The sequence below is a fragment of the Nostoc sp. UHCC 0870 genome (assembly GCF_022063185.1).
Taxonomy (GTDB): Bacteria; Cyanobacteriota; Cyanobacteriia; order Cyanobacteriales; family Nostocaceae; genus Trichormus.
Window position 1 is genome coordinate 830,013 of record NZ_CP091913.1, and the last position, 14,823, is coordinate 844,835.

At 44.0% G+C, this 14,823-nt stretch carries 14 protein-coding genes; 7 read left to right on the forward strand and 7 right to left on the reverse strand.

Annotated elements, in window-relative coordinates:
• Positions 1-127: 127 nt before the first annotated feature.
• Together L6494_RS03540 and L6494_RS03545 are read right to left on the reverse strand one after the other, a co-directional pair.
• Positions 128-1,420, reverse strand: a complete 1,293-nt coding sequence (locus L6494_RS03540) for a recombinase family protein (protein WP_237991478.1) — start codon at positions 1,418-1,420, stop codon at positions 128-130.
• A gap of 83 nt (positions 1,421-1,503) precedes the next feature.
• Positions 1,504-1,863, reverse strand: a complete 360-nt coding sequence (locus L6494_RS03545) for a VOC family protein (protein WP_237995787.1) — start codon at positions 1,861-1,863, stop codon at positions 1,504-1,506.
• A 78-nt stretch (positions 1,864-1,941) separates the two neighbouring features.
• Between L6494_RS03545 and L6494_RS03550 the strand changes: the two genes are divergently transcribed.
• A complete protein-coding gene (locus tag L6494_RS03550) occupies positions 1,942-2,151 on the forward strand; it encodes a hypothetical protein (protein ID WP_237991479.1) in 210 nt (69 codons plus the stop codon).
• Here L6494_RS03550 and L6494_RS03555 read toward each other — a convergent pair.
• Together L6494_RS03555 and L6494_RS03560 are read right to left on the reverse strand one after the other, a co-directional pair.
• Entirely contained in the window at positions 2,148-3,737 is a 1,590-nt protein-coding gene (locus L6494_RS03555) for a B12-binding domain-containing radical SAM protein (protein WP_237991480.1), read from the reverse strand. The two genes, L6494_RS03550 and L6494_RS03555, sit on opposite strands and share 4 nt — an antisense overlap.
• A 221-nt stretch (positions 3,738-3,958) precedes the next feature.
• Positions 3,959-4,342 (reverse strand): ArsR/SmtB family transcription factor, encoded by a 384-nt coding sequence (locus tag L6494_RS03560; RefSeq protein ID WP_237991481.1) that lies wholly within the window; start codon positions 4,340-4,342, stop codon positions 3,959-3,961.
• A 122-nt stretch (positions 4,343-4,464) separates the two neighbouring features.
• Here L6494_RS03560 and L6494_RS03565 point away from each other — a divergent pair, with 122 nt between their 5' ends.
• The 5 genes from L6494_RS03565 to L6494_RS03585 all read left to right on the forward strand — a co-directional run bounded on the left by L6494_RS03565 (position 4,465) and on the right by L6494_RS03585 (position 8,869).
• On the forward strand, positions 4,465-5,154 hold the full coding sequence (locus L6494_RS03565; protein ID WP_237991482.1) for an MBL fold metallo-hydrolase: 690 nt from the start codon (positions 4,465-4,467) through the stop codon (positions 5,152-5,154).
• A 27-nt stretch (positions 5,155-5,181) separates the two neighbouring features.
• Positions 5,182-5,715 carry a rhodanese-like domain-containing protein gene (locus L6494_RS03570; protein ID WP_237991483.1) on the forward strand — a complete coding sequence of 178 codons (534 nt, stop codon included), beginning with the start codon at positions 5,182-5,184 and terminating at the stop codon, positions 5,713-5,715.
• 109 nt (positions 5,716-5,824) lie between these two features.
• A complete protein-coding gene (locus L6494_RS03575) occupies positions 5,825-6,667 on the forward strand; it encodes a sulfite exporter TauE/SafE family protein (RefSeq protein WP_237991484.1) in 843 nt (280 codons plus the stop codon).
• Between the two features lie 100 nt (positions 6,668-6,767).
• Positions 6,768-7,499: a RadC family protein gene (gene radC, locus L6494_RS03580; protein WP_237991485.1), complete on the forward strand. Its 732-nt coding sequence runs from the start codon at positions 6,768-6,770 to the stop codon at positions 7,497-7,499.
• A 248-nt stretch (positions 7,500-7,747) separates the two neighbouring features.
• On the forward strand, positions 7,748-8,869 hold the full coding sequence (locus L6494_RS03585; RefSeq protein WP_237991486.1) for a site-2 protease family protein: 1,122 nt from the start codon (positions 7,748-7,750) through the stop codon (positions 8,867-8,869).
• Between the two features lie 177 nt (positions 8,870-9,046).
• Here L6494_RS03585 and tkt read toward each other — a convergent pair whose 3' ends face one another.
• From tkt to acpP, 3 genes are all read right to left on the reverse strand, one after another.
• Positions 9,047-11,059 carry a transketolase gene (gene tkt, locus L6494_RS03590; RefSeq protein WP_237991487.1) on the reverse strand — a complete coding sequence of 671 codons (2,013 nt, stop codon included), beginning with the start codon at positions 11,057-11,059 and terminating at the stop codon, positions 9,047-9,049.
• A gap of 628 nt (positions 11,060-11,687) precedes the next feature.
• Positions 11,688-12,938 carry a beta-ketoacyl-ACP synthase II gene (gene fabF, locus L6494_RS03595; protein ID WP_237991488.1) on the reverse strand — a complete coding sequence of 417 codons (1,251 nt, stop codon included), beginning with the start codon at positions 12,936-12,938 and terminating at the stop codon, positions 11,688-11,690.
• 191 nt (positions 12,939-13,129) lie between these two features.
• Positions 13,130-13,381, reverse strand: coding sequence for an acyl carrier protein (gene acpP / locus L6494_RS03600; protein WP_237991489.1), 252 nt, complete (start codon positions 13,379-13,381; stop codon positions 13,130-13,132).
• Positions 13,382-13,846: 465 nt separating this feature from the next.
• Here acpP and L6494_RS03605 point away from each other — a divergent pair, with 465 nt between their 5' ends.
• A complete protein-coding gene (locus tag L6494_RS03605; RefSeq protein ID WP_237991490.1) occupies positions 13,847-14,752 on the forward strand; it encodes a CoB--CoM heterodisulfide reductase iron-sulfur subunit B family protein in 906 nt (301 codons plus the stop codon).
• The last annotated feature ends 71 nt before the right edge of the window (positions 14,753-14,823 follow it).

A 14,823-nucleotide genomic window follows, 5' to 3' on the forward strand; every position in this document is an offset into this window, starting at 1 on the left:
TCGTAATGGACTAACGTCCCGCTCCGCTCTAAGCGCAGCTATGCCGTAGGCTTTACGTAATTCGTAATTGTTAGCCAGTAATGGACTGACACAAATAATAACAAATATGGATAATAGCGTTGTCAGGTTAAAAAATAAAAATTACCTGCAAATCCCAATCTTGATTTTGCCGGACAATCTCGATTTGTGTGATGAATTCTCGAAAGTAAAATCGTCGTTCTGCTTCTGATAAATCTAGCCAAAATTGGGGAATTGACACCGCCTGCGCTACAGATAATAAATTGACTGGGGGGAGAGTGGCTAACTTGGCTTGGAGTGTAGAGATTTCTGTACGGAGTTTGTAAGCCCTTAACTTTGCTGTTTCTGTATCTAAAACACCAGTTTCTATGAAAGTAGGTAACTGTTCGAGGATTTCTTGCTGACGAGCGATCGCATCTCCTATACTACTCTTAACTCCATCTAACTGGGGCGAATTCAACCCGGCTACGGCTGGGGCTAAATCACAGCACACCTTTTCAATGGTGCGTTCTAAAATTTCTTGGTAAGCAATAGCCCGACATTTGGGACTTTGTGGACAACTAATGGGGCGTAAATATAGATATTCCTGATCTTGATGGCGTTGAGTTACACGGGTAATTGTCGTGTGTGACTGACACTGCTGACAGACAACCAACCCCGCCAAAGAACGCGGCGCACTAGCCGCGCGAGATGGTAAACGACTATTCCGGCGGAGAATTCGGTCAACTTGGGCGGCTTCTTCTCTAGAAATGATCGCAATATGGGTATCAGAGATAATTTCCCCATTGTGATAAGCCGTATCACCCCGATAGACGTGATTAGTCAACCACCGCTTACCAGTAGTCACAGAAATTTTCTTACCATACTTTTTCCCTAAATGACGCACAGCACCCCTAAGAGAACCGTAGAGTAAAAAGTGATCGAAAAAATCCTTCACTACTGGCGATGTGCTGCGATCTATGGTGTATTTACCCTTACCCCGGCGATAACCGTAGGGCGGTTTACCGGGAGGTGGTGCAGCCTCAAGACGATTACGGGCGTGTCCTTGACGGATGCGCCGGCTACGTTGCTGGAGTTGAATTTCATGGAGTAATTTCAGTAAATCTGCACGTAGATGAGAAGTTGCTGAGTTGTAGGCTTGTTCTGTAGCGATGACAGCCACACCCATAGCTTCGAGTTGCATTAGGCGATCGCTTACTTCCTCTACATTATCCCCCAATTCTTCCAAACGACGCACCAGCAGACAATCTACTGATTCAGTTTTGCAGTCTATTAGTAGTTGTTGCAACTGCGATCGCATACCCAAATCCGCATACACCAAATCCACCTCTCGTCCCCAATCAATTGACACGGGAGAGGTTTCTAATAAAGGATCAGTGTAAATGTAGGCAATACTTTTCAATAGTCAATAGTTATTAGTTCTTTCTTTACTCCCCCTATCCCCTGTCACCTGTCACCTATCCCCTGTCACCTATCCCCTGTCACCTATCCCCCACTCAGTTCAATCACATTCCCATCTGGATCTTTGACAAAGATAGCAGCACGACCAGAAGCACTGGCTTGTATGGGATAATTTTGATGGAGTAATTCTTGTTTGGCTGCGTCTAAATCTGCAACCGAGAAAGCAACGTGGGGATTGCGTCCCCATTTGTCGTTGGGTTTTTCTGTCGGTACATCGGATGCAACTATCAGGTGGATTTGATAGTTACCCACTTGATACCATGCACCAGGATATTTTAAAGTGCGGTCGATTTTGGATAACCCCAAAACCTGTCCATAGAACTTTTCCGCCCGTTCTAAGTCAGTCACGAGAATAGCTGTGTGGAGACTCTGAGTAATCTGCATCATTAGTAAAGTGCGATCGCGTTTATTCCATTTTGACCTATTCGCACCCATACCATTAAACCTTATAGAGACGTAGCATTGCTACGTCTCTACTCAACACTCAACACTCAACACTCAACACTCAACACTCAACACTCAACACTCAACACTCAACACTCAACACTCAACACTCAACACTCAACACCGGCTAAACGCCGCACTACCGCTAACAACACTCAGCACTCAGCACTCAGCACTCAACACTCAGCACTCAACACTCAGCACTCAGCACTCAGCACTCAGCACTAACTCACGACAGCTTCAGCCTTAGCCTCTACTACAGGTACATAGGGGGTTTCTGCACCTTGGGCTAAGTATTCCGCTAGTTGTTTTTCAATTTCGTCGCGCACAATTTGACGATATTCTAGAAAATGCTCGTTGTGGGCGCAAGCTGAAATGTAATGTTCAACAACTCCAGGGTTATGCTTGAGGATGCTAAACAGGTGATGCCAGAATTTCCAGCGAGTTTCTCGTTTAATGCCTTGTCGCCAAATTACAATCAATAAGGCTTTAATTACTACCAACTCTGGCATCTTGAATGGTGTTTTGTAACGTGGCGCACCCAACATCAGGAAACAACGATAGGTGCGATCTAAATATTTCACAGGATCATATAAAGCACAGAAAGCTTCAACATACTCTCTAGCAATATCTTCTAAAGGACGGGTAGCAATAAAATTCATCAACGTAGTTTGGTTGATGTTACTTTCTTGATTTTCCCGTAATCTGCCTTCTTTCTTCAGGCGATGCCATAATGCTGTGTTGGGTAAGGCTTGCAACATAGCGAAGGTGGTAGAAGGAATTGCAGCTTGTTCAGCAAACCTGACGATGCGATCGCCTGCGCCTGCTTTTTCACCATCAAATCCAATAATAAACCCAGCCATTGGGCGTAACCCAGCTTTGATGATGGTTTGCACTGCATCAGTTAAAGAACTCCGAGTATTTTGGAATTTCTTCGTCATTTGCAAGCTATCTTCATCTGGGGTTTCAATTCCCAAAAATACGGCGGAGAAACCAGACTCAACCATTAAATCTAGCATTTCTTGGTCTTGTGCTAAATCAACGGAAGCTTCAGTATCAAATTTAAACGGATACTGGTGTTCTGCCATCCAGACTTTTAACTCTTTCAGCAACAGCTTCACATTGCGCTTGTTACCGATAAAGTTATCGTCTACCATAAACACACCCCGCCGCCAACCCAATTCATAGAGGTAGTCTAACTCTGCTAATAGTTGGGCTGGATTTTTGGTGCGGGGTTTGCGTCCATACAGCACAATAATGTCGCAGAATTCACACTGGAAGGGACAGCCGCGAGAAAACTGCACTGACATCATGTCATAAGCATTAAATTCTAGTAAGTCAAAGCGGGGTATGGGTGTGCTTGTTACATCTGGTTTTTCGGCAGTGCGGAATTTCCCAGAGGTTTCCCCTCGTTGAATTGCTTCCACAAACATAGGTAGGGTGATTTCCCCTTCATCCAAAATCAGGAAATCTGCCCCAACATTCTCCACATCATGGGGTGTAGATGTGGGATAAGGTCCACCCACAGCCACCAACTTACCGCGTTGCTTGGCTTCTTGGATTTGTTCTAATAAATCTTGTTTCTGGACAATCATCGCGGAGAAAATCACGAGATCCGCCCACGCCCATTCTTCCTCTGTGGCTGGACGAATGTTGCGATCCACCAGCTTAAATTCCCATTCTTGGGGTAGAATCGCCGCTACTGTGACTAAACCCAATGGTGGTAACAGCACTTTGCGATCGACTAAAGCTAGAATTTTTTCGTATGACCAAAAGGTTTTGGGAAAAATTGGATATACCAGTAGAACACGCATCTCGTATCAATCCTCACGCTTTGATTGTGATCCCAATTTAACGAAAATAATTACTAATTGACTTTTAAGTAGATTGGCTTTAGTGTACCTCTATTAGTTTTTACTGTGCAATTAGTGGTAAAAAATATTGAACCACAGAGACACTAAGACACAGAGAGACTCAAAGCAATTTCTCCGTGTCTCCGTGTCTCTGTGGTTGAAAAGCTTGATACATGAAAAAATTAGCGGCGATCGCCTAGGTTAGCGCGTAGCCCATCGCTAGTGGCTAATGCACTATTTTCCAGTTGCTTTATTTGTTGTGAATGTTGTGCTAATCGGACTGAGAGACTCTGACAAACTAACTCGCACAAATCAAAAATAATTGGGTCAGCAATTTCATAAAACACACTCACGCCTTGTGGTTGACGCTTGATAATACCTGTCTGCGCCAAAATTTGCAGGTGCTTAGAAACATTAGCTTGTTTGAGTTGCGTAATTTCCATAATTTCACTGACATTTTTTGCACCTGTTTTCAACGCGCACAAAACTTGTAAGCGACTCACTTCAGATAAAACTTTGAAATACTCTGCAATGGGTGTGAGTGTCGTAGGAGACGATTCGAGCATAGTGCAATCAATTTCAGTAGATTTTTTGTTGACACTAGCTATTGTACCATGTTTATATTATATTACTATATAGTAGTATAGTAGCTAATAACCAAACAGATGATTGTCTAGGAGTTGAGACTATGTTTTTTCGACAACTATTTGATCCAGAAACCAGCACTTACACTTATTTGATTGCAGATGAGATCAGCAAGACAGCAATTTTAGTTGATCCAGTGCTAGAACAAGTCAAACGCGACCAAAAGCTAATTGAGGAACTGGGTTTGACCCTGCGTTACTGTTTAGAAACCCATATCCACGCCGATCATATTACTGGTTCAGGGAAACTGCGGGAGTTAACAGGATGTCAGAGTATTGTACCTATGGGGGCGAATGCGGTCTGTGCTGACCGAAAAATTCAACATGGTGAAGCCTTGGAAATTGGGCCAGTTGTGATAGAAGCGATCGCCACCCCAGGACACACTGACAGTCACATGGCTTATTTGGTCAACAAAACCCATTTGCTAACAGGGGATTCTCTACTGATTCACGGGTGTGGACGCACAGATTTTCAAAGCGGTAATGCAGGAACGCTTTACAACAGCATTACCCAAAATTTATTCACCCTACCTGATACCACACTCGTTTATCCAGGACACGATTATCGAGGACACATGGTTTCAACTATTGGCGAGGAGAGAAAATTTAATCCTCGGTTTGTTGGACGCGATCGCTCAGATTTTATCAAATTGATGGGTAATTTAAACCTACCCAATCCGAAAAAGATTATGGAAGCAGTACCAGCCAATCAACTCTGCGGCCAAGCAGTCTAATAAATTCAAAATTCAAAATGAGGAATTATGACACAAACTCAAAAACTCGCTGAAATTGATGCAGTCACACTCAAACAATGGCTGGACTACAACAACGTCTTACTAATTGACGTGCGCGAACCTTCAGAATATGCAGAAGAACATATCCCTGATGCAAAGTTACTTCCTCTCTCTAATTTGCAGCCGAACCAAGTAACCTCACAAGGAGAACCCATAGTTTTATACTGTCGTTCTGGGAATCGTTCCGCCCAAGCAGCCAAAAAGTTGATCGCAGCAGATATGAACAACGTCTATCATCTGCGAGGAGGACTACCAACTTGGAAAGCCGCAGGTTTACCAACCGAAATTAATCCTCATGCGCCAATTAGCATGATGCGACAAGTACAAATTGTTGCAGGTTCACTAGTTGTCATCGGAACTGTGCTTGGTGCATTTGTCTCACCTTGGTTTTTAATTTTAAGTGGCTTTGTAGGTAGCGGATTAGTCTTTGCTGGGGTGACAAATACCTGTGCAATGGGAATGTTACTGGCGAAACTACCTTATAACCGCCAGAAGCCTTAATTAGGGGACAGGGGACAGGGGACAGAAAAAAAGTGTGTAATTAATACTGTGTAATTACGTAGGGCTTACGAATTACGAATTACGAATTACGAATTACGAATTACAAATTATGACTTGGATACTCGGTCATGTTTTTGCCATTGTTATTGGTATTAGCTTAGGGTTACTGGGTGGCGGTGGTTCGGTTTTGGCTTTACCTGTGCTTGTGTATGTCATGGGAGTCGCGCCGAAAAATGCGATCGCTATGACTCTAGTCATCATTGGTACAGTCAGTATATTGGGATTAATCCCCCACTGGCGAGCCGGAAATGTCTTGCTAAAAACAGCCTCTATTTTTGGTTCAGCAACAATGTTGGGTGCTTTCTTCGGCGCGAAGTTAGCCACCCTAGCATTTATTACCGATACTATACAAATGTTGCTGTTTGCACTGTTAATGCTGGTGGCTAGTATAGTCATGATTCAGCGTAGCGCAGGTACTAAAAAATCTGATGACCTTACACCTTACCCGCCACCAGTCTGTAAATATTGCTGGTTGTGGTTGGTGAGTGAGGGAATTGTTGTTGGTGTGTTGACGGGGTTAGTTGGTGTGGGTGGAGGATTTGCTATTGTTCCCGCCTTAGTGTTACTGGGTAAAGTGCCGATGAAAGCAGCCATTGGTACATCATTATTGATTATTACCATGAATGCGATCGCTGGATTTATCGGCTATTGGGGAAACGTCACCTTTGACTGGGGTTTAATGTTGTCTTTTATCTTGGCTGCTAGCGGCGGGACTTTTATCGGTGCTTACTTGTCTCAGTTTGTACCTGCGGCGCGGTTGCAAAAGAGTTTTGGTTATTTTTTACTCACGGTGGCTGCGTTTGTGATGTTTCAAAACCGTGATACATTCTGGCAATGGCATACGCCCAAAAGTACAGCGTCGGCTAACGTGCAGAGACAATATCATCTCTAAAATTTAAAGATTTCCTCAAGATAGGATAATTGCGATCGCAAACAGGGCATAACTAAAAATAGTTGCATCCATCTATAAGTGGCTATTTTTTAGTTGTTTTATGACCTATTGCCTGAGAATTGCTGATATACCTGAAAATGAACGTCCCCGCGAACGTTTAATGAGTCACGGCCCCAAAATTCTAGCCACAGCCGAGTTGATAGCAATTCTTTTAGGGACTGGACAAGGGCCAGGTAAACTCTCAGCCGTAGGTTTAGGACAATATATTTTACAAGAATTGGGCAAACATCAACGTGACCCCTTAGCAGTGTTGCGAGAAGTAACACCTGCTGAATTAATGCAAATACCTGGAATTGGCCCTGCTAAAGCCACAACTATTTTAGCCGCGATTGAATTAGGTAAACGGGCTTTCCACTCTCGTCCCTTAGACCGTACACCCATTGATAGCCCAATTGTAGCGGCGGCGGCTTTAAGTCAAGATTTAATGTGGCAAGCACAAGAACGTTTTGCTGTCCTATTATTAGATGTGAAAAATCGTCTACTGGGTACACAAGTAATTACCATCGGTACAGCCACCGAAACCTTAGCCTCTCCCCGCGAGATTTTTCGAGAAGTAATTCGTCAAGGCGCAACACGGGCGATAGTCGCCCATAATCACCCTTCAGGAAACTTAGAACCCAGCCCAGAAGATATAGAGTTAACGCACCAATTGTTATCAGGGGCGCAATTATTAGGTATACCGTTGCTAGATCATTTAATTTTGGGTAATGGTAATCATCAAAGTTTACGAGAGATTACCACCTTATGGAATGATTACCCCCAAGGCGATTAAGCAATTAAGCGGCTGCTCCAAATAAATATTGACTCACTACTCACTACTCACTACTCATTACTCACTACTCACTACTCATTACTCATTACTCAGCACTCAGCACTCAAAACAGTTTTCCTGATAACCGCACCTAATCAGCCGGACACTACTACCATGACAAATATTAAATTTGCTTAATACTTCGTTACAATGAAAACAACGAGAGGGTTAAAAAACAACTCTCGCCGTTAAAATCAAAGGTAAACGACATGAACGGCACAATTCGCGTTGGGAATCTCTTCGGTATCCCCTTTTATATCCACCCGTCGTGGTTTCTGGTTCTAGGATTAGTCACCTGGAGTTATAGCGGCGGACTAATGGCACAATTTCCCCAATTGTCCGGGGGATTAGCTTTAATATTAGGATTGACGACAGCGTTGTTATTGTTTGCCTCTGTCGTCGCCCACGAGTTAGGACATAGCTTTGTCGCCTTACGTCAAGGAATTAGTGTAAATTCAATTACACTATTCATTTTCGGTGGTTTGGCTAGCTTAGAAAAAGAATCGAAAACCCCAGGTGAAGCCTTTTGGGTAGCGATCGCTGGGCCTTTAGTCAGCCTGCTGTTATGCGGTATCGTTACAGTAATTGGTATTACCAGCCCCATATCCGGCCCCGTAGCAGCCATTCTCGGTGTTCTAGCATCTGTAAACCTAGCCTTAGCCTTATTTAACCTCATTCCTGGCTTACCCTTAGATGGCGGTAATATCCTCAAAGCCATTGTCTGGAAGATTACAGGTAATCCCTACAAAGGTGTGACATTTGCTAGCCGAGTTGGACAAATCTTTGGTTGGGTAGCGATCGCTTCTGGTGTAATTCCCCTATTCTTCTTTGGTAGCTTCAGCAACTTCTGGAACTTGTTAATTGGCTTCTTCCTATTAAGAAATGCTGGTAATGCGGCGCAATTTGCTAAATTCCAAGAAAAACTCACAGGATTGACAGCAGAAGACGCGGTTACACTTAATAGCCCAGTTGTTTCAGCCAATATCAGCCTCAGAGAGTTTGCAGATCAGCAAATTGTTCAAGGCAATAACTGGCAAAGGTTCTTAGTCACCAACGATGAAGGACAATTAGTAGGTGCGATCGCACTTCATGATTTACGCACTGTCAATACAACACTGTGGTCAGAAACACAAATCAAAGACGTGATGCGATCGATTGAATCCACCACCATCCCATCAAATAAACCATTACTAGAAGTAGTCCAACTACTCGATCAACAAAAATTATCTGCACTACCCGTCACTCGTGATAACGGCGTGCTAGTCGGAATATTAGAAAAAGCTGCGATTATTCAACTACTGCAAAGTGGTACTCAACCAACCCCTGCATAGATTTCTCATCGAAAAAACGCTCCTTCTCTCAATTCCCTCAGAATTTCTGGGGGATTTTTTTGTATAAAGAAGTAGGGTAAAGATGTTTATAATTCCCTCTCTTTTCCCCTCTCTTCTGCATTAAAAAAAGGGGGGACAAAACGTCCACCCCAAAGTTAAGAGAATATTCCGTTGCTATTAACCCAACAATTTTTTAGCTGTAGCTAACACATTATCAACGCTAAAGCCAAACTTCTCTAAACAAACGCCGCCGGGAGCAGAAGCACCAAAGCGGTCAATTGTCACAGTATCGCCTTCACTACCTATGTATTTGTGCCAACCGAAGCTACTAGCAGCTTCTACAGCCAAACGCTTGGTGACAGCTTTAGGTAAAACAGATTCTTTGTAAGCTGCATCTTGTGCTTCAAATAAATCCCAAGCACTCAATGAAACTACACGGACTTTCTTACCTTCGGCTGCAAGTTTCTCAGCTGCGGTGACACAGAGGTTCAACTCTGAACCAGTACCCATGAGGATGATATCGGGTGTACCATCGCACTCTACTACTACATATCCACCCTTAGCTACGCCTTCAATCGATGTACCGGCTAAGTTGGGGACATTTTGACGGCTAAACGCCAACAAAGTAGGAGCGTTATTCTTCGCTCTTTCAATTGCGACTTTGTAAGCACCAGAGGTTTCGTTACCGTCGGCGGGGCGAATCACTGTCAGGTTAGGAATCGCACGTAAAGAAGCCAGGGTTTCAATAGGTTGGTGGGTGGGGCCGTCTTCACCTTGTCCGATGGAGTCGTGAGTCATCACCCAAATCGAGCCAGCTAGAGACAGAGCAGATAAGCGGATAGCAGCCCGCATATAATCGGTGAAGATTAAGAAAGTCGCACCGTAGGGAATTAAACCTGAACTGTGCAACGCCATCCCATTACAGATTGCGCCCATACCATGTTCCCGCACACCAAAGTGGATGTTGGGGTTTTGGTATTGTCCTTTCTGGAAGTCGCCCTTACCTTTGATTTCGGTCAGGTTGGAGTGGGTTAAGTCAGCTGAACCACCAATCAGTTCAGGTAAAACCGCCGCCAATTTGTTGAGACAGGTTTCTGAGTGCTTCCGGGTGGGTAATCCTTTATCTTCGGGGGTGTAGGTAGGTAGTACCTTATCCCAACCGTCAGCTAGTTTACCGCTTAGGTAACGCTCAAATTCAGCCGCTTCTTGGGGATACTTAGCCTTGTAGTCAGCAAAGGTTTTGTTCCATTCAGATTCGTAGCCAGCACCGCGTTCTACAGCTTTGCGGGTATGGTTGAGGACATCTTGTGGAATGACAAAAGGTTCATGTTCCCAACCCAAATTTTTACGGGTTAATGCTACTTCGTCTCCACCCAAAGCAGCACCGTGAATACCAGCAGTATTAGATTTATTGGGAGAACCGTAACCGATAGTAGTTGTCACCTTAATCATGGTGGGTTTATCGGTGACAGCTTTCGCTTCTTCAATAGCTTTGTGAATTGCGTCTAAATCGGTGTTACCATTTTCGACGTGCAGGACTTGCCAGCCGTAAGCTTCAAACCGCTTAGAAACATCTTCAGTAAAGGCAACATCTGTAGAACCATCAATAGAGATGTGATTATCGTCGTACAGAGCGATGAGTTTACCTAATCCCAAGTGTCCAGCGAAAGAAGCCGCTTCACCAGAAATGCCTTCCATGTTGCAACCGTCACCTAGAATTACATAGGTGTAGTGGTCAACAATCTTGGCATCGGGTTTGTTGAATTTAGCTGCGAGGTGAGCTTCTGCGATCGCTAAACCCACACCATTGGCAATACCTTGACCTAGGGGGCCAGTTGTCACTTCCACGCCTGCGGTCATGAAGTTTTCAGGGTGTCCGGGGGTTTTGGATTCCCACTGCCGGAATTGCTTGATATCTTCAATGCTGACGCTGTCGTAGCCTGTCAGATAGAGCAGGGCATACTGCAACATCGAACCGTGACCAGCAGACAGAACAAAGCGATCGCGGTTAAACCACTTGGGGTTTTTGGGGTTAAACCGCATAAAGCGATCCCAGAGTACGAAAGCCATCGGAGCTGCGCCCATCGGCAGTCCTGGGTGTCCCGATTTTGCCTTTTCTATAGCATCAACAGCTAAGAAACGAATCGAATTAATACAAAGTTCTTCGAGGGATTGGGTTGCAACAGCCATAATCTCTTATTTTTAACGACGGGTTTGTACTCTTGGAGCTACTCTTAACGGGGTAGTTTTTAACAGTTATCAGTTATCAATGATCAGTTATCAGCAGTAAATTTTATATTGATAACTGTTGACTGTTAACTGTTAACTGCTGGAAGTTCCCCTACAGTATCATCATCCCATTCCCAATTGTGCATGGACAAGCGGGGTATCCTGAGTTTCTGGTAATTAATCAAGCCAAAAACCAGGTCAACTTGAACCCTTAGCTGATTGGGGAATGACATTTACGATACTGTTGTTGTTTTGATTACGGGATAGCCGATACAGATGATGATTTCAGCTTCTCAGTAAGAATGGAAAACTTGAAAGTCAAGAAGAAGAATTCAGAACTCAGGAATCAGGATGCAGAATAGAAAAATTCAAGATTTCTGAACTTTGGATTCTGGATTCTTCATTCATGTTTTAGATTATAAGCAAGTCGATTACTGACATTATCTCCTAATTTTTGAACTATTCTGTCCCCTGAATTCTGAATTCTGAATTCTATTCTGAGTGCTGTTAGCGGCGCGGGGCGTGAGCAGCGTACTGAGTCAGGACTTTTAACTTTTGACTTTTGACTTTTGACTTTTGCGTAGCGGTGCTAGGCATATTTTCTAAAAGCTAGGGTGACATTATGACCACCAAATCCAAAGGAATTGGATAAGGCCACATTAACTTTGAGAGCGCGGCTAACGTTGGGTACGTAATCTAAATCACACTCTGGATCAAGGTTTTCGATATTGATTGTAGGTGGAATGCGATCGTTAGCTGTAGCTAAGACTGTGGCTACAGCTTCAATACCTCCAGAACCACCTAACAGGTGTCCTGTCATTGATTTAGTCGAACTGACGGCGATTTTGTAGGCATGATCGCCCAAGGCTTTTTTAATCGCGGCTGTTTCTGTGGAATCGTTAGCTGGGGTGCTAGTGCCGTGGGCATTGATATAGCTGACTTGATCTGGGGTAATGCCTGCGTCTTTCAGTGCCAATTGGATGGCTCTAGCTGCGCCTTCACCGCCAGGGACAGGGGAGGTAATATGGTACGCATCACAGGTCATGCCATAACCAACGATTTCGGCATAAATGCGTGCGCCACGGCTGAGGGCGTGTTGTAACTCTTCCAGAATCAAAATTCCCGCACCTTCACCCATGACAAATCCATCGCGATCGCGATCGAAGGGACGGCACGCATGAGTGGGGTCATCGTTGCGAGTGGAAAGGGCGCGTGCAGCCGCAAAGCCAGCTACAGATAAAGGCGTAATTGCCGCTTCACACCCACCACAAATCATGGCTTGAGCATAACCGCCTTGAATCATGCGAAAAGCGTCCCCAATGGCGTTAGAACCTGCGGCGCAAGCAGTCACAGTACAGTTATTTGGCCCTTTAGCACCAGTGTGAATTGCTGTCAGTCCTGCCGCCATGTTAGCGATCATCATGGGAATCATGAATGGACTACAGCGATCTGGGCCACGGTTTAGGTAGATGGTTTGCTGGTCTTCCATGACCTTAATACCGCCTACACCAGAACCAATAATAACTCCTACCTGTTCGGCGTTGAGTTCATTAATAACTAACTTGGCATCTGCAACTGCTTGTTTGGCTGCTGCGACTCCAAATTGGGAAAATCGATCCATGCGCTTGGCTTCTTTACGATCCATGTATTCATGCGGATCGAAATTTTTCACCTCACCAGCAATGCGACAATCATGGCTAGAAGCATCAAAGAAAGTGATGTAGTCAATGCCATTACGTGCGCTTAACAATCCTTCCCAATATTCAGCAGGTGTGTTACCAATCGGTGTAATCGCGCCAACACCAGTTACAACAACGCGTTTACGATTATAATCTGTCATGACTCAGTAAAAGATGGCGAGAAAGTTGCAAAAAAAGTTCTGAGTAGTGAGTGCTGAGTGCTGAGTGCTGAATTCTAAATTCTGAGTGCTGAATTCTGAGTGGAAAATTTCACTCAGCCGTAGTGTACCGAGTTCCGAGTTAGAAATCTCACTCATTACTCATTACTCAGCACTCATGACTCAGCACTTTCTTAAGCGGATGCGGCAACTTTGCTGTTGATGTAATCCACTGCTTCTTGAACGGTTGTAATTTTTTCGGCGGCTTCATCGGGAATTTCGATATCAAATTCTTCTTCCAAAGCCATTACTAATTCCACTGTATCTAGGGAATCTGCCCCTAAATCGTTAGCAAAATTTGCTGTTTCGGTAACTTTTTCCTCGTCAACACTAAGTTGATCGACAATGATTTTCTTGACTTGTGCAAAGATTTCTGCCTGGCTCATATATAAAAATTCCTTAACCAACTGCGATAGTCTGCTCTTTATGGGAGACATGGCTTTGAGCATATACATCTTATCGGAAAGCGCGATCGCCCGTATACGTCCTTGTCCAAAATAGGAATAGAGTGATGTCAGTGCTGAGTGCTGAGTGCTGAGTGCTGAGTGCTGAGTCCTGAGTTGTGAGTCCTGAGTTGTGAGTCAGGAGTTACGAGTCAGGAGTTACGAGTCAGGAGTTACGAGTCAGGAGTTACGAGTCAGGAGTGAGATTCCCCACTCAGCACCGGCTAAACGCCGCGCTACCGCTAACATTACTCACAACTCATAACTTTTTTTAATACTGCTTGTTATCAATTCTGACTCAATTTTTGGCGAATCTCTAAAAAAAATACATTCCCTCCTCAGTATCTCTGGTGAGAGGTGATAAAACAGTTATCATCGGGGCAGTTGCCCTAAACCAAACTTATTTTTATGCTATCTCAGACACTAAAATATGCTTACTTTCCTGGTTGTGTAGCTCAAGGTGCTTGCGGGGAATTATACCAGTCAACTCAAGCCCTGACTCAAGCATTGGGTATTGAACTGATTGAACTAAAAAAAGCTGCTTGTTGCGGTTCAGGGACATTTAAGGAAGATTCGCAACTTTTAGAAGATACCGTTAATGCCAGAAACATCGCCCTAGCAGAAGCCTTAAATTTACCCCTACTGACTCATTGCAGTACCTGTCAGGGTGTAATTGGTCATGTTAACGAACGCTTGCAAGATTTTCAAAGCAGTAACCCTGATTATGTCAAGCAAGTCAATGGCTTGTTAAACAAAGAAGGCTGTCTACCTTATCGCGGTAAAACAGAAGTTAAACATATCCTCTATGCGCTAGTCAGAGATTATGGTTTAGAGGAAATTAGCAATCGTGTCACCCGTAAGTTATCTGGGTTAAAGTGTGCCGCTTTTTATGGCTGTTATCTCCTCCGCGCCCAAAAGCCTATGCCCGATGAAGACCCTTACAATCCAGAAGCAATGGAAAATGTCTTTCGGGCGGTGGGTGCAACACCAATTTATTATCGTGGTCGGACTCAATGTTGTGGCTGGCCTCTTTCTAGCTATGCGACTACCCAATCTTTCCAGATGGCTGGGATGCACATTCAAGACGCTTTAACTGCTGGTGCTGATTGTTTAGTAACCCCTTGTCCTCTGTGTCATCTAAATTTAGATTCTCGTCAACCAGAGGTAGAAAAAGTAATTGGGCAAAAATTAGGTTTGCCTGTGTTACATTTACCCCAGTTAATTGCTTTGGCATTAGGTGTTAGCCCTAAAGAATTGGGTTTAGAACGGCATATTGTTTCGACAAAACCCGTTTTAGAAAAGTTGGGATTTTGAGCAATTGGGGATTGGATGAATCAATTCAAAATTCAAAATTCAAAATTCAAAATAAAAAACAGTCAAAAGTC

Bases quoted from the DNA above. Each gene is read 5' to 3' on its own strand.
- L6494_RS03545 (WP_237995787.1), bottom strand. From the start codon at position 1,863: ATGCAGATTACTCAGAGTCTCCACACAGCTATTCTCGTGACTGACTTA.
- L6494_RS03555 (WP_237991480.1), bottom strand. From the start codon at position 3,737: ATGCGTGTTCTACTGGTATATCCAATTTTTCCCAAAACCTTTTGGTCA.
- L6494_RS03560 (WP_237991481.1), bottom strand. From the start codon at position 4,342: ATGCTCGAATCGTCTCCTACGACACTCACACCCATTGCAGAGTATTTC.
- L6494_RS03565 (WP_237991482.1), top strand. From the start codon at position 4,465: ATGTTTTTTCGACAACTATTTGATCCAGAAACCAGCACTTACACTTAT.
- L6494_RS03570 (WP_237991483.1), top strand. From the start codon at position 5,182: ATGACACAAACTCAAAAACTCGCTGAAATTGATGCAGTCACACTCAAA.
- L6494_RS03575 (WP_237991484.1), top strand. From the start codon at position 5,825: ATGACTTGGATACTCGGTCATGTTTTTGCCATTGTTATTGGTATTAGC.
- radC (WP_237991485.1), top strand. From the start codon at position 6,768: ATGACCTATTGCCTGAGAATTGCTGATATACCTGAAAATGAACGTCCC.
- L6494_RS03585 (WP_237991486.1), top strand. From the start codon at position 7,748: ATGAACGGCACAATTCGCGTTGGGAATCTCTTCGGTATCCCCTTTTAT.
- tkt (WP_237991487.1), bottom strand. From the start codon at position 11,059: ATGGCTGTTGCAACCCAATCCCTCGAAGAACTTTGTATTAATTCGATT.
- fabF (WP_237991488.1), bottom strand. From the start codon at position 12,938: ATGACAGATTATAATCGTAAACGCGTTGTTGTAACTGGTGTTGGCGCG.
- acpP (WP_237991489.1), bottom strand. From the start codon at position 13,381: ATGAGCCAGGCAGAAATCTTTGCACAAGTCAAGAAAATCATTGTCGAT.
- L6494_RS03605 (WP_237991490.1), top strand. From the start codon at position 13,847: ATGCTATCTCAGACACTAAAATATGCTTACTTTCCTGGTTGTGTAGCT.